Here is a 20887-nt window from a genome sequence, read left to right as displayed (position 1 = left end):
CCTCCGAACTCCCCTGCCCGCCCCCGCCCTCCGCCGCTCCCGGCGGTGGGAGCGGCGGAGGGCGGCGGCTGGACGGCGGCGGGCGGCCGAGGGCGGCTGGGGGCGGCGGAGGGGGTCGGTCAGGAGGCCTTGTTGATCAGCTGGTCGATCGCGGCGTCGGCCTCCTTGGTGGCCTGGTCCACCGACTTCCCCTTGAGGATCGCGGTCAGCATGTCGGGGATGATCTTCTGCTTCTCGACCGCGCCCCAGCCGGGGGCCAGCGGGGTGAACCAGGCGTCCGGGACGGCGTTGGCCGCGGCGGCGGTGGACGGCTTGCCCTTCAGCGGGTTCAGCTGGGTGAGGTTGTTCGGCAGGATGTCCTTGTCGGCCAGCGCCTGCTCGGACTTGGCGCTGGTGAACATCCGGATCCAGTCGGTGGCCAGCGCCACCGACGGGGACTTGGCGGTGACGGCGAGGTCGGAGCCGCCGATGAAGGTCGGCAGCGGCTTGCCGTCCGGGCCGGGCATGGTGGCCACCTTGACGGCGTCCTTGAGGCTCGGGTCGCCGGTGACCGGGGCGGTGACGCTGGCGGCCTCGTAGCCGTTGCCGTAGAAGGACGCGGCGTGCCCGCGGGCCATCGCCTCGTACTGGTTCTGCTCGTTCAGCGTGAGGTCGCCCTTGTTGTACTTGCGCACCAGGTCGACGAAGTGGCCGATGCCCTCCTGGGACTTGGGGTCGTGCAGGGTGCCGTGCCAGTTGCCGGAGCTGTCGAACTTGGCGATGCTGCCGCCGGACGCGGCCACGTAGCTCATCGCCGCGTACCAGTAGGGGCCGGGCAGGTAGAGCGGGGAGAAGGTCCGGTCCGCCTTGTTCTTGTCCGCGATCCGGTCCAGCGCGGCCAGCAGTTCGGCCTCGGTCTTCGGGAACTCGGCGCTTCCGGTGGCCTGTTGGAAGGTCGCGGAGTTGTAGATGGCGACCCGGGCGCCGGCGTAGTAGGGCACGCACCAGAGCTTGTCCTGGTAGGTGCAGGTGTTGGCGAGCGCCTTGATCCAGCTGTCGGAGTTGTCGAAGCTGCTCCGGTCCACCGGGGCCAGCGCACCGGACAGCACGTACTTCATCGTCTCGGTGTTGCCCAGCTCGACCACGTCGGGGGCGGTGCCCGCGGCGATGGCCTTGTCCAGCTTGGTGACCTTGTCCGCCCAGCCCTGGTAGGCGAGCTTCAGGCCGACCTTCGGGTACTTCGCCGCGAACTCGTCGTTGACCCGCTGGACCAGGTCCGGCCAGTTCTTCTGGGCGTCGTCCATCAGCCAGACGGTCACGCTGCCGGTGGCGGCCTTCGGGTCCGAGGCGGTGCTCCCGGTGTCCGCCGACGGTGAGCCGGCCGAGGAACAGGCCGTCAGGCCGACCGCCAGTGCCGCCGTCGCGAGCGTCGAGACGAGCTGACGCTTCTTCACGCCATCCTCCGAGGGTGTCAGTGCCGTGTTGCCCGCCGACAGCGCGATTGGCGCGCCCGCGGCGGAGAGTCCGGGCAGGGGCGGCGAAGAGCTACGAGGAGGGCGCGATACCACATCCGGCGAGGTCGATTGTCGAACCGGATGCATGGACTCTGGCCTAGACCAATGGCGGTGTCAACGGCCAAAACCCTTTGCGACCAAGGCCGTTGCAGAGCCGTTGTACCCCGTGGCGATCGGTCGCGGCGTCATCACCCTCGGTTGACCTTAAGCTCGATTTAAGGCCCCCTTGAGGGAACACGGTCAGCTCGCGGGCCCGCCGTCGACGCCCGGACAACAGAACGGGCCCGCCATGCGGCATGCGCATGACGGGCCCGTCGGCCGACGTCCCCCGGGGCACCGGGGGACGTCCGCCCGGTGTTCAGCCGACCGCTCCCGGCTGCCCGGTGAGCACCTCCACGGCCGCCAGCCCGCAGACCCGGGCGGCGCCATGGGTGGCGATGTGCAGCGCGCCGACCGGCTCGGACTGGGGCAGCCCCATCTCCACCACGGCGGCGTCCGGACGGGCCGCCACCAGGCGGCCCAGCACCGCGGTCATCCACGGGTAGCGGTGCGCGTCCCGGACCACCAGCACCAGGCGACGGCCCTCCGCGCCGGCCAGCAGCTCGCCGACCAGGCCGTCCAGCAGCTCCGGGGCGGCCTCGGTCGCCGACACCTCACGGGTGCGGGTGCCGGGGAAGCGGTCGGCCAGCATGCCGGCCACGCCCCACGGGGTGACGTCCCCGACGGCGATGTTCGGCTCGTCCGAGAACGAGGCCACGTACGGGCGCTCGCTCACCGGCGGCGTCACCACGCCCGGTGCCCGGACCACCCGCAGCGCCCGGCGCGCGGCCCGCAGGCCGACCGCCAGGTCCGGCTCCGGCCGCTCGCCCTGGGCCGAGATCCGGCCCCAGCTGCCCAGCGCCCGGACCCGCGCGGCGGCGTCCGCCAGCCGCTCCTCGTCGAGCCGGCCGGCCCGCACGCCCGCCACGATGGCGTCGCGCAGCATCAGCACGGTCTCCTCGTCGGCCAGCCCGCCGCCGACGCAGATCGCGTCCGCGCCGGCCGCCAGGGCCAGCACGGTGCCCTCGCCCATCCCGAAGGTGTCGGCGATGGCGCCCATCTCGATCGCGTCGCTGACGATCAGGCCCTGGTAGCCGAGGCCGCCGTCGGCCGGCGCGGCGCGCAGCAGGTCGCGCAGCACGGTCGGGCTCAGGGTGGCCGGCAGCTTCGGGTCCAGCGCGGGGATCATGATGTGGGCGGTCATCACGGCCTTGGTGCCGGCCGCGATCGCCGCCTGGAACGGGATCAGGTCGCGGGCCCGCAGCACGTCCAGGTCGACGTCGATCACCGGCAGGCCGTGGTGCGAGTCCACCGCGGTGTCGCCGTGGCCGGGGAAGTGCTTGGAGCAGGCGGCCACGCCGGCCGACTGCAGGCCCTCGACCCAGGCGGCGGTGTGCCGGGCGCACAGGTCGGGGTCGGCGCCGAAGGAGCGGACCCCGATGACCGGGTTGCGCGGGTTGGAGTTGACGTCGGCGGTGGGCGCCCAGTTGTAGTTGACGCCGGCCGCGGCCAGCGCCCGGCCGAGCTCGCGGGCGACGTCCCGGGTCAGCGCCGGATCGTCGATCGCGCCGAGGGCGAGGTTGCCGGGCCAGGAGGAGCCGGAGCCCGCCTCCAGCCGGGTGACGTCGCCGCTCTCCTCGTCGATGGCGATCAGGAGGTCGGGGTTCTCCGCGCGCAGCGCCCGGGTGAGCGCGGCGAGCTGGTCGAGGTCGACCACGTTGCGGTCGAACAGCGCGACCGAGCCGAGCCCGGCGGCGAGGTGGCGCAGCACCCACTGCGGCGGCTCGGTGCCGACGAAGCCGGGCTGCAGGACGGTCAGGGCGTCGCGGTGCAGCTGGTCGCTGTCCGGCACGGTGGGAACGAGGATGCTCACGGTGACTCAGCCCTTCACGGCGCCGTCGGTCAGACCGCCGACCGCCTTGCGCTGCAGGAAGATGAACAGGATCAGCACGGGGATGGCGAACATCGTGGACGCGGCCATGGTGGCGCCCCAGTCGTTGCCGAAGGCGGTCTTGAAGGAGGACAGCCACAGCGGGAGGGTCTTGCCCTCCTCCTTGTTCAGGATCAGGACGAGCGGGAACTCGTTCCACGCCGTGATGAAGCCGAACAGCGAGGTCGACATCAGGCCAGGGGCCAGCAGCGGGAAGATCACCTTCACGAACGCCTGGGCGCGGGTGCAGCCGTCCACCATGGCCGACTCCTCCAGCTCCTTCGGCACCGCGGCGATGAAGCCGCGCAGCGTCCAGATGGTGAAGGGCAGGACCATCATCATGTAGAAGAGGGTCAGCGGCAGCAGGCTGTTCAGCATGTCGTTGTCGCGGGAGATCATGTAGACCGCGATGGTCATGACCTCCCAGGGCGCCATCTGCGCGATCATGATGACCAGCACGAAGGCCTTGCGGCCGCGGAACTTCATCCGGGCGATGGCGAAGGACGCCAGGGTGGCGATCGCCAGCGAGAGCAGCACCGCGCCGACCGTGACGGTGACGCTGTTGGTGACGTACGTCCAGAAGTTCGGCGCGTCCACCGCGGTGGTGAAGTGGTCCAGCGTGCCGTTCAGCGGGAGGAAGACCGGCGTCTTGCTGATGATGTCGCGGTCCTGCTTGAAGGAGGTCGCGACCATCCAGTAGACGGGGAAGATGAAGAAGACGAAGAGGACGACCGCGATCACGTTCGGCCAGGTACGTCCGAAGAGAGAGCGCCTCACAGCTCGTCCTCCTGCTTGATCATGATCCGGAAGTAGTACGCCATCAGCGCGCCGAGCATCAGGATGGTGAGCACCGCGATCGCGGAGCCGATGCCGTAGTGCTGGCCGGACGAGCCCTCCAGGAAGGCGTGCACGGGCAGGGTCCTGGTCAGGTTCTCGGGGCCGCCGCCGTTGATCGCGTAGACCTGGGTGAAGGACTTGAACACCCAGATGACCTCCAGGAAGGTCGTGGCGAGGAAGAACGGCTTCAGGTTGGGGAAGATCACCAGGCTGAAGATCTTGCCGGAGCCCGCGCCGTCCATCCGGGCGGCCTCGTAGAGCTCCCTGGGGATGGTGGTCAGGCCGGCGTACATGTTGAACGCCACGAACGGGATCGACTGCCAGACGATCAGCAGGATCACCACGAAGAAGGTCGAGTACTGCGAGCTGAGCCAGTTGTAGTCGGCCATCGAGTGCCAGCCGAGCTGGTCCAGGAACCAGTTGACGACGCCCCACTGCTGGTCGAACAGCCAGGTGTAGACGGTGGTCGCGGCGACCACCGGCATGGCCCAGGCCATCAGCAGCGCGATCGACAGCGCCAGCCGCATCCGCTTGCCGAGGTGGTTGAGCAGCAGGCCGACCAGTGTGCCGCCGACCATGATCAGCACCACGTTGACCAGGGTGAAGACGACCGTGCGCCCGGTGACCGACCAGAAGTCCGGGTCGGTCAGCTGCTCCTTGTAGTTGTCGAAGCCGGTCCACTCCGTGAGGTGCATGACCAGCTGGCGCCTGTTGAGGTTCTGGAACGACAGCAGGACCGTCTTGACCAGCGGCCACCCCAGCAGGGCGATGGTCGCCACGACGGCCGGCAGCAGCAGCAGGTACGGGGCGAAGCGGGAGCCCAGGCCGGGGGCGCCCGCGGTTCTGGTGCGCTTCGGCGCGGCGCCCTTCGAGCCGCCGCCCGCGGCACCCGTCTCGGTTCCGGCCACCACGGCCCGCCCCGCGTCCGGGGACGGTGCCTGCACCCGCTCTGAATGCACAGCCATCGTTCTCACTTCCTCACAACCCGACCACGACGGACAGGCGCCGCCCACCGGCCCTCCGCCGGGGGCCGGTGAGCGACGCCGCTCGATCCCTACTGCTTCTGGTTGAGCCGCTTCGCGATCTCGTCGTCGTACTTCTTGGCCGTGGCCGCGTAGTCGCCGCCCTGCAGGGCGGCGGTCAGGAAGTCCTTGATCGGGTTCGGCTTGTCCTCGACGCTGGCCCAGTTCGGGGTGTTCGGGGTGATGCCGCCGACCGCCGCGGCGGTCTGGGCGGCCTTCGCGAAGTCACCGGTGATCTGGCTGTTCAGCGCGGCCTTGTTCGGGATGTTGCCCGCGGCGGCGACCAGGCCCTCGTTCTTGTCGTTGAGCGCGACCTTGAGGAAGTCCTTGGCCATGTCGGTGTTCTTGCTCTGCGAGGCGACCGCGAGGTTCGAGCCGCCGAGGAAGACGCCGGAGGGCTTGTCGGCCGTCTTGCCCGGGAGCGGGAAGAAGCCGATCTTGTCCTTGGGCATCTCCTCCGGCTTGGGCAGCTCCCAGCCGAGGGCGATCATGGCGCCGACGTTGCCCTTGGCGAAGACGTCCTTCTGCTGCGGGGTGGCCTCGTCCTTGTCCTTCGGACCGGTGGCCGAGTAGCTCTGCAGCTTCTTGTAGGTCTCGAAGGCCTTCTGCGCCTCGGGCGAGGACAGGCCGCCGACCCACTTGTCGCCGTCCTTCTTGGCGATCTTGCCGCCCTCGCCGGTCAGCAGGCCGAAGTAGGTGTACCACTCCTGACCCGGGAGGTAGATCGGGTCGGCGACGCCGTCGGTGGTCTTGAGCTTGTCGAGGTCGGCGTAGAACTCGTCCAGGGTCTTCGGGGCGGCGGTCAGGCCGGCCTTGGCCCACAGGTCCTTGTTGTAGGCGACCACGCGGTTGGAGACCCACCACGGGACGGCGTACTGCTTGCCGTCCAGGATCGCGGCCTCGTTCTGGTTGGCGGCCCAGCCGTCGCCGCCCAGGGCGGACTTGTCCTTGGTGATGTCCAGCAGGCCGCCCGAGGCCGCGTAACCGGCGGTCTGGGTGTTGCCGATCTCCAGGACGTCGACCGAGCCCTCGGACAGCGCGGCGGTGACCTTCGGGCCGATGCCGTCCCACTCCTGGATCTGGAAGTCGACCTTGGAGCCCGGGTAGGTGGTCTCGAACTCGGTCTTGACCGCGTCGGTCCAGCCCTTCGGGGCCGAGCCGGTCATCAGCCACACCTTGAGCGTCTTGCCCTTGTACTTGTCGGCCGCGGAGGCGGACGACGACTTCGAGTCGCCGTCGCTCTTCTTGCCGTCCGAGCCACAAGCCGCCAGGCCGACGACCATTGCTGCGACGCCGACCGCCGCGATGAGCTGACGCTTCACGCCATCCTCCTGAGGGATGCCTGGGTTACCCCCGTCGGGCGGCAGCGGCAGACCCACACAAAGCGGGGGAATCGGTGCCGCGGACCCCTTCGAACGGGTGGGGGGATTCGTAGTGACCGGCCTAGTGGTGTAGACCAGATGCCTGGAGCTTGGCCTAGACCAATGGGCCTGTCAACGGCTGCTCGACCCAACTCGACCACCCGTTATCAAGCCGACACCGCACATCGTTCATCGCGTGATGAGGTATTCGTTCCGTAGCCATACATGCAACGATGTGACCCGTTAACGATGTGGCGGGGCCTGTGAAGGCCCCGCGAGAAGCGGGAGAACAGGTCCGATGAGCAGCGACGGGGGAACCACCGCCCAGGCCGACGACCCCGAGGTGAACAACCTCCCGACGCAGGCCGGCACCGACCCGACCGCGCGCGTCCCCAAGTACTACGGCCTCAAGCGCCACCTGCTGCAGCTCACCGAGACCCAGCCCGCCGGCACCCCGGTCCCGCCGGAGCGCGCGCTGGCCGCCCAGTTCGACACCTCGCGCACCACCGTCCGGCAGGCCCTGCAGGAGCTGGTCGTCGAGGGGCGGCTGGAGCGCATCCAGGGCAAGGGCACCTTCGTCGCCAAGCCCAAGGTCGCCCAGGCACTGCAACTCACCTCCTACACCGAGGACATGCGGGCCCAGGGCCTGGAGCCCACCTCCCGGCTGATCGAGATCGGCTACATCACCGCCGACGACCGGCTCGCCCCGCTGCTCGACATCAAGCCGGGCGGCCGGGTGCTGCGGATCGAGCGGCTGCGCCTGGCCAACGGCGACCCGATGGCCATCGAGGTCGCCCACCTGTCCGCCAAGCGCTTCCCCGCCCTGCGGCGCAACCTCGCCAAGCACAACTCGCTGTACGCGGCACTGCGCGAGGTGTACGGGGTCACCGTGGCCGAGGCCGAGGAGACCATCGAGACCACCCTCGCCAACCCGCGCGAGGCCGGGCTGCTCGGCTCGGACCTCGGGCTGCCGATGCTGCAGCTGTCCCGGCACTCCTTCGACGGCGAGGGGAACCCGGTGGAGTGGGTCCGCTCCATCTACCGGGGCGACCGCTACAAGTTCATCACCCGCCTGAAGCGGCCGGAGTAAGCGGCCGAAGCAGGCGACCGAAGCAGGCGACCCGAGTAGGCGCGTTCGGGGAGGGCGCGCTCCTCTCTCCCACCACGGGCACCGGCGCGCGCGGCCTGCGCGCCGGTGCCTTGTGCGTCCCGGCGCCGCAGTCCGGCAGGGGGCTCTCCCCGGCGGGCTCCCGAGGCGGGACCCTGCCCGGCTCCGGAGGCGGGACCCTGCCCGGCTGCTTGGCACGGGCGCCCGCCGGTCTCCCGGCCGGGTCCCTGGGCGGGCTCCCGGCGGGCTCCCGGCCGGGCGGCCCCCGGCGGTGTGCGTCCGAGTGGTGGGAAGATCCGCCAATTCCGGTGACATGGATCACTCCATGCTCTAGATTGCGCAGCCGTACTGACTGCCGATCACCGATGGTGCTGCTCGGCGGGCTCGCGGGGGCGTCCGGCGCCTCCGGGGCTGCGGCGCCGACGGGGAACCCTCCGGAGCGGAGCCGAAGATGCCGTCTGATCCCGATACCCCCGAAGCTGTCATGCCCGAGCCAGCCGGCGCCGCCGTCCCGGCGGTGACGCCCGAGCGGGTGCTCGCCGCCCTCGCCCTGCTGGTGCCGATCGTGGCCATGCTGTGGGTGTCCTCGTACGACAAGACCGGTCCGGAGCTGGCCGGGATGCCGTTCTTCTACTGGTACCAGCTGATGTGGGTGCCGTTGTCGGCCGTCTTCACCGTCGCCGCCTACCTGTTGATCACCCGGGACGAGAAGGCCCGCGCCGCGGCCCGGAAGGGCGGTGCGCGATGAAGGACGTCAACGTGCCGGCCCTCGCGGTCTTCGTGCTCTTCTTCGCCCTGGTCACCGTGATGGGCTTCCTCGCCTCCCGCTGGCGCCGCGCCGACAACGCGGCGCACCTGGACGAGTGGGGCCTGGGCGGGCGCAGCTTCGGGACCTGGGTGACCTGGTTCCTGCTCGGCGGCGACCTCTACACCGCCTACACCTTCGTCGCCGTCCCCGCGGCGGTGTACGCGACCGGTGCGGCGGGCTTCTTCGCGGTGCCGTACACGATCATCGCCTACCCGCTGGTCTTCCTCTTCCTCCCCCGGCTCTGGTCGGTCTCCCGGGTGCACGGCTACGTGACGCCGGCCGACTTCGTGCGCGGCCGGTACGGTTCGCGGCCGCTGTCGCTGGTGGTCGCGCTGACCGGCATCCTGGCCACCATGCCGTACATCGCCCTGCAGCTCGTCGGCATCCAGGCGGTGCTGGACGTGCTGGGGATCGGCGGCGGGGAGAACGCCAACTGGTTCGTCAAGGACCTGCCGCTGTTCATCGCCTTCGGCGTGCTGGCCGCCTACACCTACTCCTCGGGCCTGCGCGCCCCGGCGCTGATCGCCTTCGTCAAGGACGCCCTGGTCTACATCGTGATCATCGTCGCGGTGATCTACATCCCGATCCGGCTGGGCGGCTTCGGCCACATCTTCGACTCGGCCTCGGCCTACTTCAAGGCGCACCCCAAGGGCGGCGGGTCGCTGACCGTCCCGGACAACAAGCAATGGACGTACGCCACCCTCGGCCTCGGCTCGGCGATGGCACTGTTCATGTACCCGCACTCGGTGACCGGCGTGCTGGCGTCCAAGTCCCGCAACACCGTGCGCCGCAACATGGCGATCATGCCCGCGTACTCGCTGATGCTCGGCCTGCTGGCCCTGCTCGGCTTCATGGCGATCGCGGCCGGCGTCGGCACCGGCGAGAAGAACTACAACGCCCAGCTCTCGGTGCCGCAGCTGTTCGCGAGCATGTTCCCGGACTGGTTCACCGGCGTGGCCTTCGCCGCGATCGGCATCGGCGCGCTGGTGCCCGCCGCGATCATGTCCATCGCGGCGGCCAACCTGTTCACCCGCAACGTCTACAAGGAGTGGCTCAAGCCCGCCGCCACCCCCGCCGACGAGACCCGGATCGCGAAGCTGGTCTCGCTGCTGGTGAAGGTCGGCGCGCTGGCCTTCGTGCTCGGCATGGACAAGCAGGCCGCGATCAACCTCCAGCTGCTGGGCGGCCTGTGGATCCTGCAGACCTTCGTGGCGATCGTCGGCGGCCTGTTCACCCGCTGGTTCCACCACTGGGCGCTGTTCGCCGGCTGGGCGGCCGGCATGGTCTACGGCACCTGGGAGGCGTACGGGATCTCCAGCCCCAAGACCAAGCACTTCGGCGGCAGCGCGGCCGAGATCCCCGGCATCGGCGAGATCGGCTACATCGGCCTGACCGCCTTCGTGCTGAACCTGCTCGTCGCGGTGGTGCTCACCCTGGTGCTGCGGGCGGTCAAGGCGCCGGACGGCCCGGACGAGACCAAGCCGTCCGACTACAGCGCCGACGCCGGCGACGACGAGCTGAAGAGCGCGCCGGAGCCCGTAGCGGCGCACTGATTCGCGCCGTACGCGCCCTGTGATCGCGCCGCCTTCTCCGTGAACACTGGAGAAGGCGGCGCGATCATATGTATGAACAGGCGTGCACGCCGGGCACCACCAGACCGGACCGGCAACCGGCCGGAACCTGATCGACCACGGGGAGCTCGCGGCCATGGCAGAACTCGGTACCACCCTCAACGGCCAGCACCAGTCCACCCAGAACCAGCCCGTCACCACCCCGACCCAGCACCTCGCCGGGCAGAACCCGCACGTGACCGCGCAGGGCCACCACGTCACCGGACACCGCCCGGCGGCGGCCACCCGGCTGCCGTCCGTCCTGATCGCCACCCGGCACGGCGAGTCCACCGCCAACGTGGAGTTCCAGCTCGCCGAGGCGGCCGGCGCGCTCAGCGTGCCGATCAGCTGCCGCGACGCCGACATCCCGCTGTCCCTGCACGGCCGGCAGCAGGCGCAGGCACTCGGCCGCTGGTGGGCCGCCCTGCCCAGCGCCGACCGCCCGCGCAGCGTCTGGTGCTCGCCGTACGTGCGCACCGCAGAGACCGCCCGAATCGCGCTGGCCCAGGCCGCCGGACTCGGCGCCGTCCCGGTGTCGCTGGCCGTCCGCTACGACGAGCGGCTGCGCGACCGCGAGCTCGGCGTCCTGGAGATGCTGCCCAAGGCCGCCATCGAGGCCAAGCACCCGGAGGAGGCGGCCCGACGGCGCAAGATGGGCGAGCTGTACTACCGCCCGCCCGGCGGCGAGTCCTGGGCCGACGTCGCGCTGCGGGTGCGCAGCCTGCTGCGGGACGTCTGCGAGGAGGAGGCCGGCCGGCCCGTCCTGCTGGTCGCGCACGACTGCACGGTGCTGATGCTCCGCTACGCGCTGGACCGGCTCACCGAGGACCAGCTCACCGCGCTCGGGCCGGTGCACAACTGCTCCACCAGCCTCTGGCGGGCCCAGGAGGGACGACTGCGGCCGGACCGCTGGAACAGCGTCGACCACCTGACGGCGGAGGCGGGCTGACGGAGGCCGCCGGGCTGACCGGCACAGCTCGGCCGACGGCCCGTCAGCGGAGCGCCGGATCGGCGAAGCAGCGCCGGTACGCCAGCGGGGTGGTGCCCAGCCGGCGGCCGAAGTGGTGCCGCAGGGCGGCCGCGTTGCCGAAGCCGCAGCGGGCGGCGATCGCGTCCACCGGCTCGGTGGTGGACTCCAGCAGCCGCTGGGCGAGCAGCACCCGCTGCCCGACCAGCCAGCGGTGCGGGGTGGTTCCGGTCTCCTGCTGGAAGCGGCGGGCGAAGGTGCGCGGCGACATGTGCGCCCGGGCGGCCAGTTGCTCGACGGTGGCCTCCTCGTCCAGGTGGTGACGCATCCAGTCGAGCAGCGGGGCCAGCGAGTCGCCGTCGCCCTCGGGCAGCGGGCGGTTGACGAACTGGGCCTGGCCGCCCTCCCGGTGCGGCGCCACCACCATCCGGCGGGCGATCTCCCGGGCCACCTCGGCGCCCTGCACCTTGCGCACGAGGTGCAGGCAGGCGTCGATGCCGGCGGCCGTCCCGGCGGAGGTGATCACCGGGTCGTCGTCCACGTACAGCACGTCCGACTCGACCGTGGTCAGCGGGAAGCGGGCGGCCAGCGCCTCGGCGTGCCGCCAGTGGGTCGCGGAGCGGCGGCCGTCCAGCAGCCCGGCGGCGCCCAGGACGAAGGCGCCGCTGCAGATGGAGAGCACCCGGCCGCCGTGCGCCACCACACCTCGCAGCGCCTCCAGCAGCGGCTCGGGGTACTGCGGGCGGATCGCCGCCGCGGTGACCACCACGAGGTCGGCGCCGGCCAGCCGCTCCGGGCCGTACGGGACGTCCACCGCGAATCCGGCGTGGGTGGCGTGCGGGCCGGGCCTGGCGCCGGCGATCGCGAAGTCGTAGCCGGGCAGCCCGTCGGCGGTCCGGTCGAGGCCGAACACCTCGCAGGCCACGCCCAGTTCGAAGGGGTGGATGTCCTCCAGCACCACCGCGACCACGTTCTTCAGCATGTCGTCCAGGATGCCGTTCCGGTCGGGGTCGGCGTAAGCCCCCGGATGCCCCGCAGTGGCAGGATTTCGAGGCAATCGGTCATTCCTGCCACTCGTTCGGGCCGCCCCGCCCGAGCAGAGTGGAACCCATGGACAGCGACACCCTCGCCAGCGCACTCGCCCTGGCCGGAGCCCTCGGCGGCTTCGGCCTGCTCGGCGGCCTGATCGGCCGCGAAGCCTCCCGCGGCCCGGCGGCCGGCCGCGACAACTACCACCGCCCGGGGGGCTACCCGGCCGATGCCGCCCGCCCCGACCGGCTGCACGGCACGCCCGCGACCGCTGCCCCCACCCGTGCGGCGGCCGTCCGTTCGGCCGCGGCCCGTCCCGCCTCGGACCGTTCGGCAGCCGACCGTGCGACAGCCCTCCGTTCAGCGGCCGACCGTTCAGCGGCCGACCGTGCGACAGCCGCCCGTGCGGCAGCCGTCCGTTCGACCCCGGATCTTCGCGGCCCCGACCGCTCCGGCACACTGACCGCATGGACTTCCTCATCCGCCGAGCCCTGCCCGAGGACCTCGAAGACGCCGGCCGCATCACCGTCGAGGCCTTCGTCGGCGGCGGCTTCACCTCACCCGGCAGCAGCTACGTCGCGCTCCTGCGCGACGCCGACCGCCGGGCCCGGGAGGCCGAGCTCCTGGTCGCGGTCGACCCGGCCGTGGGGCGGGTCCTCGGCTGCGTGACCTTCGCGGTCGGCGGCACCGAGTGGGCCGACATCGCCACCGCGCGCGAGGGCGAGATCCGGATGCTCGCCACCGACACCGCCGCCCGCGGCCGCGGCGTCGGCGAGGCCCTGGTCCGCGCCTCCCTCGCCCGCAGCCGCGAACTCGGCCTGGCCGGCATGGCGTTCTCCACCCGCCCCGAGATGACCGCCGCCCACCGGGTCTACGAGCGCGTCGGCTTCCGGCGCACCCCCGAACGCGACTGGGCGCCGTACCCGGGGATGAACCTGATGGTCTACACGCTGGCGTTCTGACCCGGCGGCAGGCCACCGGGCCCCTCTCCGATGACCCGCAGACGATCAGCCGAGCTCTTTTGATATAAACCACAGATCAAGACATGTCTTCGACACGTCGCGACAGTCGATCGATCCCGGGGGGACGCACCACATGGACGACGTGCCCGGCCTCGGCACGCCCGGACGCGGCCCCACGCTCCAGGACATGCGCGAAGCCCGGGGCATCGAAGCCCCGGTCGTCAGCCGCTACGCGATCCCCGCACCGGCCCCCCGGCCGCGCGGACCGCTGCCGCCCTCCGTCCGCTTCAAGGCGGTCGACGGCCTGCGCGGCCTCGCGATCGCCTCCGTGCTGCTCTACCACACCGACTGGTTCCAGAACGGCCTGTTCGGCGTGGACGTCTTCTTCGTCCTCTCCGGCTTCCTGGTCACCCTGGTGCTGATCCGCGAGCTGGACCGCACCGACGGAATCCGCCTCGGCGTCTTCTACCGCCGCCGCGCCAAGCGTCTGCTGCCCGGACTGCTCGCCACCATCATCCTGGTGGTCGCGCTGTCGGCCCTGGTCAGCCCGCTACGGGACGTCAGGAACCTCCGCCCGCAGGCGCTCGCCGCGCTCGGCCAGGTCGCCAACTGGGCCCAGCTGGCCCGCGGCGACGCCTACTGGCAGCACTTCGCCTCGATCGACCCGCTCGCCGCCATGTGGTCGCTCAGCATCACCGAGCAGTTCTACGCGGTGTGGCCCCTGCTGCTGCTCATGGTCTTCGGCCTGTGCCGCCGCTCGCTGCGCGCGACCGGCGCCGTCACCGCCGTCCTGTTCGCCGTGTCCGCCGCCGTCGCCCCGCTCATGTGGAACGGCGCCAACAGCGATCGCCTCTACCTCGGCACCGAGACCCGAGCGGTCGGCTTCGCCGCCGGGGCCACCGCGGCCTTCGGGGTCTACCTCTGGCTGCGCCGCCGGGCCCACGCGGCGGCCGACGGAGCGGGCCAGGGCTCCCCGCCGGCGCTGCCGGGCGGCGCCGTGCTGCCCACCCTGGTCGGCACGGCCGCGCTCGGCGGCCTGGTCTGGGCCAGCCTGTCGATCGGCTCGTACCACCGACCCTGGCTCTACCAGGGCGGGCTGGCCGTGGTCGCGGCGCTCGCCGCCGTCCTGACCGCCTCCCTCTGCTTCGACCGCGGCCCCCTGGTGTGGTTGCTGTCGCTGCCCCCGGTACGGCTCACCGGCACCATCTCGTACAGCCTCTACCTGCTCCACCTGCCGGTGTACTGGCTGCTCCAGCACTACGTCGACGACATCTCGCCGCAGCGGCTGCTGTTGATCGGCGGGCCGGTGTCCTGGGTGCTGGCCTGGCTGCTGCACACCGTCACCGAGAAGCTGCGGGTCCTGCGCTGGCGGGCCTTCCCGGCCGTCCCGTTGGTGGCCGTCACCACCGCGGTGGCCGTCGCCGGCGCCTGGTACCTGCCCGCGTGGGTCACCCACGACATGAAGTCCGGGCCGAGCGGCAAGCCCGTGGTCCTGGTGCTCGGCGACTCCTTCGCCCAGGACCTCGCCACCGGCCTGTACCGGCAGGGCGACCGCTTCCGGGTGGTCGACGGCGGCATCAGCGGCTGCGGCGTGTTCGACCCGGTCAAGGTCCGCACCACCTCCGGGACGGAGTTCGACACCAGCACGGACTGCCGGGACCGGACGGCCGAGTGGACCCGGCACCTCACGTCCGTCGCGCCGAAGGCCGTCCTGCTCCACTTCGGATGGGACGCCGCCGAGCAGTACCTGGACGGCACCTGGCTCAACTCCTGCGACGAGGACTACCGCAACCGGTACCGCACGCAGCTCGCCCAGGCCGTCGAGCAGGTCCGCCGCGAGGCGCCCGGCGCCGAGGTGCTGCTGATGAACGAGCGGGTCGAGAACGGCGCCATCAACAAGACCTGGGGCACCTGCTACAACCAGCTGGTCGGCGACTTCGTGAAGTCCGCCGGCGGCACTGTCCGGCTGGTCGACCTCGACGGCTTCTACTGCCCGTACGACACCTGCGTCTGGAAGGACAAGGACGGCCACTGGGTCACCCCCGCCAACGACGGCGTGCACCTGACCCCGGCCGGCATGCGGTTCGTGACCCCGTGGCTGGAGAAGCAGGTCGCCGACGCGCTGTCCGGGGCCCAGCCGGACCAGCCGGCCGGCCCGGCGCCCACGCCTTCCGGTCCGTCCTCGACCGCTCCGACGCCGACGCCCACCGCGACGGCCACGACCGTGCCGACACCGACGGCCGCCCCGACACCGACGGCGACCGCCAAGCCGACGAGCCGGCCGTCGGCCAAGCCGACCAGGACGCCGACCGCGAGGGCGACGGCCGGCGACCACCCCGACAGCCCGTAGGGCCGGGCGCCGTCCCCGGCCGCCGCTACGGCTGCGGGACCTCGTAGGTCTGCGCGAAGCAGTCGCGGATCGCCTTCTCCGAACCCGGGCGCCCGGCGTAGTCCATCCGCGGGGTGTCCGGGGTGGTCGGCAGGGTCGGGTCGATGCCGAAGTACAGCGACCAGAAGTACAGCCCGCGCAACTTGCGCTCCTGCGCCACCTGGCAGACCGCGGTGAACCAGGTCGCCTGGACGGCCTCGTTCACCTCCGTCTTCTTGTAGTACTCACCGGGCGTCTTGTACGCGCCCTTCTGCGCCGGGATGCCCACCTCGGTGAGCTTGGTGGCCGGCTGCGGGCCCTTGCCGCGCTTGTCCAGCCAGGCGTTCCAGCTGGCCTTCAGTTCGGCGATCGGGGCGTTGTCGTCGGCGTTCTTGGCCGGGGGGTAGGCGTCCACCCCCGTCCCGTCGGCCGGTACCGCTATCGCGCCCTGGGACCAGTTGTCGAAGTTCGCGTCGTACACCAGCTCGCCGCGGAAGGTCTTGCGGGCTTGGTCGATCAGGCCCTGCCAGTGCGGGTCGCCCTCCAGGGAGTTGAACTCCGTCCCGATGGTGAACTCGGCGGCCGCGTGCTCCTGGGCGGTCTTCAGGTACGGCTCCAGGAAGGCGGCGTAGCTGGCGAACCAGGCGTCCCGGTCGGTCGGCGCGATGTTGCCGCGCCACTTGAGGGTGTGGACGTAGTCGAACACCTCCTCGTCCATGATCGGCCGCACGGTGGTGCGCAGACCGGCCTTGTGGGCGGTGTCCAGCAGCAGGGCCAGCCGCTCCGGGCTGGGGGAGGTCGGCCGGGCCGCGACGGCGTTCGACTTGGTACCCGTCGTGTAGTACGGGAACGTCACCGACAGGGAGTTGGCGTTCAACCCGACCACGTACTTGACGATGCGGTCGACCTTGCCCTGGACGAAGGTGTCCGGGTCCTGCGGGTCGTCCAGCCAGTACACCTGCACACCCCACTCGGGGCTGCCCTTGGTCCACGGCCGGGCCACCTTCGGCCCGGTGTCCGCGGTCGGCGGCGCGTCCTTGCCGAAGCCCCAGACCCTGCCCTGCTCGGTGGCGGCACCGGCCCAGTGCACCTCGGTCGGGCGCTTGTGGTCGAACCTGATCGGGTGGTCGCCCCAGACCACGGGCACGACGACGGTGATGCCCAGCACGAGGACGGGCAGGGCGAAGATGGCGGGACGCTTCACGGTCGTGACTTCCGATCAGGCCGGCTTGGCGATGACGACGAACTTGTTCTCCTCGCGCTTGAGGAACTTGATCAGCCCCCGCAGGCCGCCCCAGCCCTCCAGGAAGGAGAACAGCGGGATGCCGGCCACCACGACGATCGGCTCCCACCACTTGCGCCGGTGGTTGGCCGAGGCGACGACGTTCAGCCGCAGTCCCTCCCAGTAGGTCCAGATGACGTAGGCGAAGTTGATCGCCCAGAGCAGGACCACGGACTGGGTCACCGGCGAGGTGTTCCAGGTGCCGGTGAACCAGGCCACCATGAGCACCAGGCCGACGTGCTGCAGCGGGCCGAGCACCCAGCTGACCATGCCCATCCCGATGAACAGCCGGTACCGCAGCGGGATCGTCTTGTTGAAGCAGAGCGCGACCAGGCCCCAGGCCCAGCGTTCGCGCTGCTTGAGGAAGTCCTTGACCCCGGCCGGCGAGGCCCCGTAGCAACGGCCGTTGAACCAGTCGCTGCGGCCCGGGTAGCGCTGGCAGAAGTTCAGCGCCATCTGGGCGTCCTCGACGATCGTCTTCGGCCCGAAGTCCCAGCCGATGGTGGCCTCCACCGAGGAGCGCACGATCAGCAGCTCGCCGTGGACGCCGGCGATCGGGGTGCCGGTGCCGGTCATCGCGCGGAACCGGGCGATGTCGTCGGCGGGGCGGATCGCGTCGGCGAGCCAGGTGAAGGTGGAGACGGCGTTCTCCCGCGGGTACGTCAGGATGCCCTGCGCCATGTGCTTGGCATCGTCCCCGGCCCGGCGCTGCCGGTTGACGAACTGGGCGACCGCGGCGGCGGTGTCCGGCCCGACGCCCGTGTCGTCGTCCATGTGCAGCACCCAGACGTCGTCCTCGGCCTCGCCCTCCTCGATCCGCAGCTCGTGCGAGTAGTGGTTGGCGCGGGCCTTGAACTTCGTGCCGTTGGCCGTCTCGTACGCCTTCGGCACGGTCACCACCCGGATCAGCGGGTGGCGCTCGGCCAGCTCGTCGATCTTCTCGGCGGCGGCGCATCCCTCCTCGGTGAGGATGTCCACCCGCATCCACGGGAAGTACGGCGGCAGGTGCTCGACGTACGAGAGCACCGAGCGCTCCAGCGCCGGGTAGGTGTCGTGGCGGCCGATGGTCGGCACCAGCACGATGAGGAAGTCGTCCTCGACCGGCGCCGGCGGGGTCATCCGGTCCACCTGGCGAAGCCGTCGGCGGACCATCAGCACGCCCTGGAAGCCGATCAGCACGCCGAACACCGGCATGCCCCACAGAATGGTGATCGCCCAGCCGAGCGGCGTCGGGTTGGGCACGTACGCCCAGAGCGAGAAGGCGAAGATGATCACGAAGGCGACGTAGAACGGCAGCACCTGGGGCTTCCACGACATCTGCCGCTCGGCGAGCCGGGCGGCCTCGCGGGACGTGGTGATGACCGTCCGTGCGGGGGCTGTCGATGGCATGGCGAAAGTCGTTCCTCGTCTGTGTCGGTCCGGCCCCGGGCGGGGCGGGTCATGCGTGGGCGGTCAGCCCTGCGGCGGACGGTCCGCGGGCGGGCGGTCGGCCGGCGGCGGCACCACCGGGCCGGGGACCGGCGGGCCGGGCGCGGCCGGCGGGGCGGGCGCGGCCGGCGGGGCGGCGGGCCACTGCTGCTGGGCCAGGGTCGGCGGGTACGGGGCCGGCTGGGTGGGCTGCTGCCCGTACTGCACCGGCGGCTGGGGTTGCGGGGGCACCGACTGCGGCTGCGCGGGCGGCCAGGCGGCGGGCTGGGGCTGGGGCTGGGGTTGAACCGCCTGAGGCGGCATCGGCTGCTGCCACGCGGGCTGCGCCGGCGGCTGCTGCGGCCACCCCGGCTGCGACTGCGCGGGCTGGGCGAACGCCGGCGCGGACGGGGCGCCCTGCCGGATCGGCCAGTACTCCTCACCGCCCGGCGCCCCGGCCGCCCCCTCCCGCCGCTCCTGCCACTTCGACCGGGCCAGCAGCAGGATCAGCGTCGCGGTGATGACCACCCCGAGCGCGAAGGTCGCGAGCTTGAGCTGGCCCTCGGTCGTACCGGTGAACCACTCCCGCTGCGGCTTGTCCAGCAGCGCACCGGTCAGGCTGCGCACCCGGTTGTAGCCCTCGACCAGCGCGACGCCCGCCGCCACCCCGAGCGCCCAGGTGCGCCCGCGCAGCAGCAGGAGCCCCGAAACGACGTACAGCAGGCCGTAGTTGAGGCTGCCGGTCTCGGCGTCCACGGAGGATCCGCCGTAGTAGAGGATGCCCTTGAGGTAGGTGGCGAAGCCGACCTGGCCGAAGCAGTTGTACGCCGCCCAAGCGAGCAGCACCACACCCCAGCCGACCGCAAGGCCACCCGCCCCGCGCATCGGACGCGTCTGTGCCATCCCCTACCCCCGCCCCTTCGGACCTTCTCCCGACCGTTCGCCAGCCCTCGGTCACGCCGCCACAGGATGCCACACGGCCCAACGGACCCGGAATCCAGCCTGTTCGAGGGATCCCGGCGGGCACCGGAGGATCGTCCGGCTCGGTCCGCTCCCGTCGGTCGAGGGCCCGCGGACACGCCCGGGGGCTCAGCGGACGTGCAGACCGCCCCAGTCGACGCTCGCACCGAACGGCCCGGAGCCGCCGGTGATCGCCAGCGGGCTGTGGTAGGTCGCCTTGACGTCCGCGCTCGAGTTGCGCGGCTGGTCCGCGGCGAGGTTGGCCGCGGTGAGCGACTGGCCCCAGACCGTCCAGATCGTCCAGGGCGTGCGCTGGAGCGTGTCCGGCTGACGGGCGTTGACCGGCACGGCGAAGGACTCGGCGAGCATCCGCGGCTTGCCGTAGGCGGCGAGCCCGTCGTAGTAGCGCTTCGTCCACACCTCGCCGGTCCCGATCGGGTGCGCGGGGCTGCCGCTGTAGTCGTCCACCCCGACCACGTCGACGTACTGCGCGCCCGGGTAGTAGTCCCAGGGGTCCACGCCGGGGGCGCCGTCCCAGGAGACCGGCGTCCAGGCGAACAGCAGGTTGTGCAGCCCCCTGGTCTCCACCAGGTAGTTGTAGGTGATCTTCCACAGCGCCTGGTACTCGGCCGGCTTCTGACCCGCCCACCAGAACCTGCGCGAGCAGTCCTGGACGTTCATCTCGTGGTACGGGCGCAGCAGCACCGGCACGTCGTGGGCGGCCAGGTACTCCAGGTGGTCGGCCAGGTACGACAGGTCGTTGATCAGCGCGCGGTACTCGGCGGTGTCGTGCGCGGCGTCCACGACCCGCCCGAACCAGCCGGGGTCCTTGGCCGCCGGGGAGTTCGAACAGAGCACCCGGTCGAAGGACTTGACGTCCGATCCGGGGTAGGGCTGGTGGAAGGACATGCCGACGATCCCGGCCGGAGCGCCCCCGTTGTCCGGCAGGTCGGTGCTGCTGCCGTCGCAGTTCTGCTGCACCCCGGAGCTGTCGTAGGTCCCGTCGTCGGCCCGCGGGTGACCGGACCAGACGGCGGTCATCAGGTCGACGGCGTCGTCGGTGTACTGCCAGCCGGCCCGGCAGCTGGGCCAGCGGCCGGCCGAGTAGGAGCGCGGGTTGCCCACGCCCCACGCGTTCTGGCCGTAGCCGGGGCCGAGGTCGGTCTCGACGAAGCCGGGGAGCCTGCCGGTGATGTCGGCGGCCTTCTTGTAGTAGTAGCCGACCTGCTTGGTGCCGCGGTAGTCGCCGTACTCGGGGTTGTTCCGCTCGTTGTGCGCCTCGATGTGCTGGCCGATCACCGTCCCGCCGCTCTGCCCGGTACGGGCCTGGCTCTCCAGGTCGGCGAGGAACTGCTGGACGGCCCGGGCGTTCGGAGTGGCCTGCGGGTCCCGGGCGAGGAGGTCCCGGCCGACGCCGGGCGGCAGGGTGCGTCCCGGCAGACCGATCGACACCGGCAGCCGCACGGGCTCCCCCGCGTCGGTCCGGTCGTCGCGGCCCAGCAGCACGAGGGTGCCCGCGAGGACGACGATCCCGGCCGCGGCGAGGACGGCGGGCTTGCCGCGCAGGGCACTGGGCAGGGCCACGGACCGCTCCTCCGGTTGCTCGCCGGCACCGATCCCCACGGACGCAACCGGAACACGCGTACGAATGACTCCGACACAAGAGCCTGCCACATCCCCGGCCTCGGCAGGCGAATCCACCGG

Annotated in this window: 16 protein-coding genes; 6 read left to right on the top strand and 10 right to left on the bottom strand. The window is 71.5% G+C overall.

Features of this window, described 5'->3' with window-relative positions; all coding sequences use genetic code 11:
- Positions 1 to 119: 119 nt before the first annotated feature.
- The 5 genes from ACZ6Y7_RS14555 to ACZ6Y7_RS14535 form a co-directional block, all read right to left on the bottom strand.
- Positions 120 to 1433 (bottom strand): extracellular solute-binding protein, encoded by a 1314-nt coding sequence (locus ACZ6Y7_RS14555; RefSeq protein WP_465758240.1) that lies wholly within the window; start codon positions 1431 to 1433, stop codon positions 120 to 122.
- A gap of 418 nt (positions 1434 to 1851) precedes the next feature.
- Positions 1852 to 3405 (bottom strand): glycoside hydrolase family 3 protein, encoded by a 1554-nt coding sequence (locus ACZ6Y7_RS14550; RefSeq protein WP_465758239.1) that lies wholly within the window; start codon positions 3403 to 3405, stop codon positions 1852 to 1854.
- A gap of 6 nt (positions 3406 to 3411) precedes the next feature.
- Complete coding sequence (locus tag ACZ6Y7_RS14545) at positions 3412 to 4239, bottom strand: carbohydrate ABC transporter permease (protein ID WP_465758238.1); 828 nt, start codon at positions 4237 to 4239, stop codon at positions 3412 to 3414.
- Positions 4236 to 5264 carry a carbohydrate ABC transporter permease gene (locus tag ACZ6Y7_RS14540; protein ID WP_465758237.1) on the bottom strand — a complete coding sequence of 343 codons (1029 nt, stop codon included), beginning with the start codon at positions 5262 to 5264 and terminating at the stop codon, positions 4236 to 4238. The genes ACZ6Y7_RS14545 and ACZ6Y7_RS14540 overlap by 4 nt, the downstream gene beginning before the upstream one ends.
- Positions 5265 to 5353: 89 nt before the next feature.
- A complete protein-coding gene (locus ACZ6Y7_RS14535; protein ID WP_465758236.1) occupies positions 5354 to 6643 on the bottom strand; it encodes an extracellular solute-binding protein in 1290 nt (429 codons plus the stop codon).
- Positions 6644 to 6980: 337 nt separating this feature from the next.
- Here ACZ6Y7_RS14535 and ACZ6Y7_RS14530 point away from each other — a divergent pair, with 337 nt between their 5' ends.
- The 4 genes from ACZ6Y7_RS14530 (at position 6981) to ACZ6Y7_RS14515 (ending at position 11157) form a co-directional block, all read left to right on the top strand.
- On the top strand, positions 6981 to 7772 hold the full coding sequence (locus tag ACZ6Y7_RS14530; protein WP_465758235.1) for a GntR family transcriptional regulator: 792 nt from the start codon (positions 6981 to 6983) through the stop codon (positions 7770 to 7772).
- 502 nt (positions 7773 to 8274) lie between these two features.
- On the top strand, positions 8275 to 8538 hold the full coding sequence (locus ACZ6Y7_RS14525) for a DUF3311 domain-containing protein (protein ID WP_465758234.1): 264 nt from the start codon (positions 8275 to 8277) through the stop codon (positions 8536 to 8538).
- Complete coding sequence (gene mctP, locus ACZ6Y7_RS14520) at positions 8535 to 10151, top strand: monocarboxylate uptake permease MctP (RefSeq protein ID WP_465758233.1); 1617 nt, start codon at positions 8535 to 8537, stop codon at positions 10149 to 10151. The genes ACZ6Y7_RS14525 and mctP overlap by 4 nt, the downstream gene beginning before the upstream one ends.
- 154 nt (positions 10152 to 10305) lie before the next feature.
- Entirely contained in the window at positions 10306 to 11157 is an 852-nt protein-coding gene (locus tag ACZ6Y7_RS14515) for a histidine phosphatase family protein (RefSeq protein WP_465758232.1), read from the top strand.
- Positions 11158 to 11200: 43 nt separating this feature from the next.
- Here the strand turns inward: ACZ6Y7_RS14515 and ACZ6Y7_RS14510 are convergent, their stop codons facing one another.
- Positions 11201 to 12157, bottom strand: a complete 957-nt coding sequence (locus ACZ6Y7_RS14510; protein WP_465758231.1) for a helix-turn-helix domain-containing protein — start codon at positions 12155 to 12157, stop codon at positions 11201 to 11203.
- 514 nt (positions 12158 to 12671) lie between these two features.
- Here ACZ6Y7_RS14510 and ACZ6Y7_RS14505 point away from each other — a divergent pair.
- Both ACZ6Y7_RS14505 and ACZ6Y7_RS14500 read left to right on the top strand, forming a co-directional pair.
- Positions 12672 to 13166 carry a GNAT family N-acetyltransferase gene (locus tag ACZ6Y7_RS14505; RefSeq protein ID WP_465758230.1) on the top strand — a complete coding sequence of 165 codons (495 nt, stop codon included), beginning with the start codon at positions 12672 to 12674 and terminating at the stop codon, positions 13164 to 13166.
- 133 nt (positions 13167 to 13299) lie between these two features.
- Positions 13300 to 15516: an acyltransferase family protein gene (locus ACZ6Y7_RS14500; protein WP_465758229.1), complete on the top strand. Its 2217-nt coding sequence runs from the start codon at positions 13300 to 13302 to the stop codon at positions 15514 to 15516.
- Between the two features lie 25 nt (positions 15517 to 15541).
- Here ACZ6Y7_RS14500 and ACZ6Y7_RS14495 read toward each other — a convergent pair whose 3' ends face one another.
- The 4 genes from ACZ6Y7_RS14495 to ACZ6Y7_RS14480 form a co-directional block, all read right to left on the bottom strand.
- Complete coding sequence (locus ACZ6Y7_RS14495) at positions 15542 to 16738, bottom strand: glycoside hydrolase family 113 (protein ID WP_465758228.1); 1197 nt, start codon at positions 16736 to 16738, stop codon at positions 15542 to 15544.
- 15 nt (positions 16739 to 16753) lie between these two features.
- Positions 16754 to 18205, bottom strand: coding sequence for a glycosyltransferase family 2 protein (locus ACZ6Y7_RS14490; protein ID WP_465758227.1), 1452 nt, complete (start codon positions 18203 to 18205; stop codon positions 16754 to 16756).
- 63 nt (positions 18206 to 18268) lie between these two features.
- On the bottom strand, positions 18269 to 19126 hold the full coding sequence (locus ACZ6Y7_RS14485; RefSeq protein ID WP_465758226.1) for a hypothetical protein: 858 nt from the start codon (positions 19124 to 19126) through the stop codon (positions 18269 to 18271).
- Between the two features lie 186 nt (positions 19127 to 19312).
- The gene (locus tag ACZ6Y7_RS14480; RefSeq protein WP_465758225.1) at positions 19313 to 20767 is read right to left on the bottom strand and encodes a glycoside hydrolase family 26 protein; all 1455 of its coding nucleotides are present in this window, start codon (positions 20765 to 20767) and stop codon (positions 19313 to 19315) included.
- Between the last annotated feature and the right edge of the window lie 120 nt (positions 20768 to 20887).

This window comes from Kitasatospora sp. NPDC053308 (assembly GCF_055585785.1).
The sequence above is the reverse complement of the archived record's forward strand: the minus strand, read 5'-3'. Positions and strand labels throughout refer to the sequence as shown.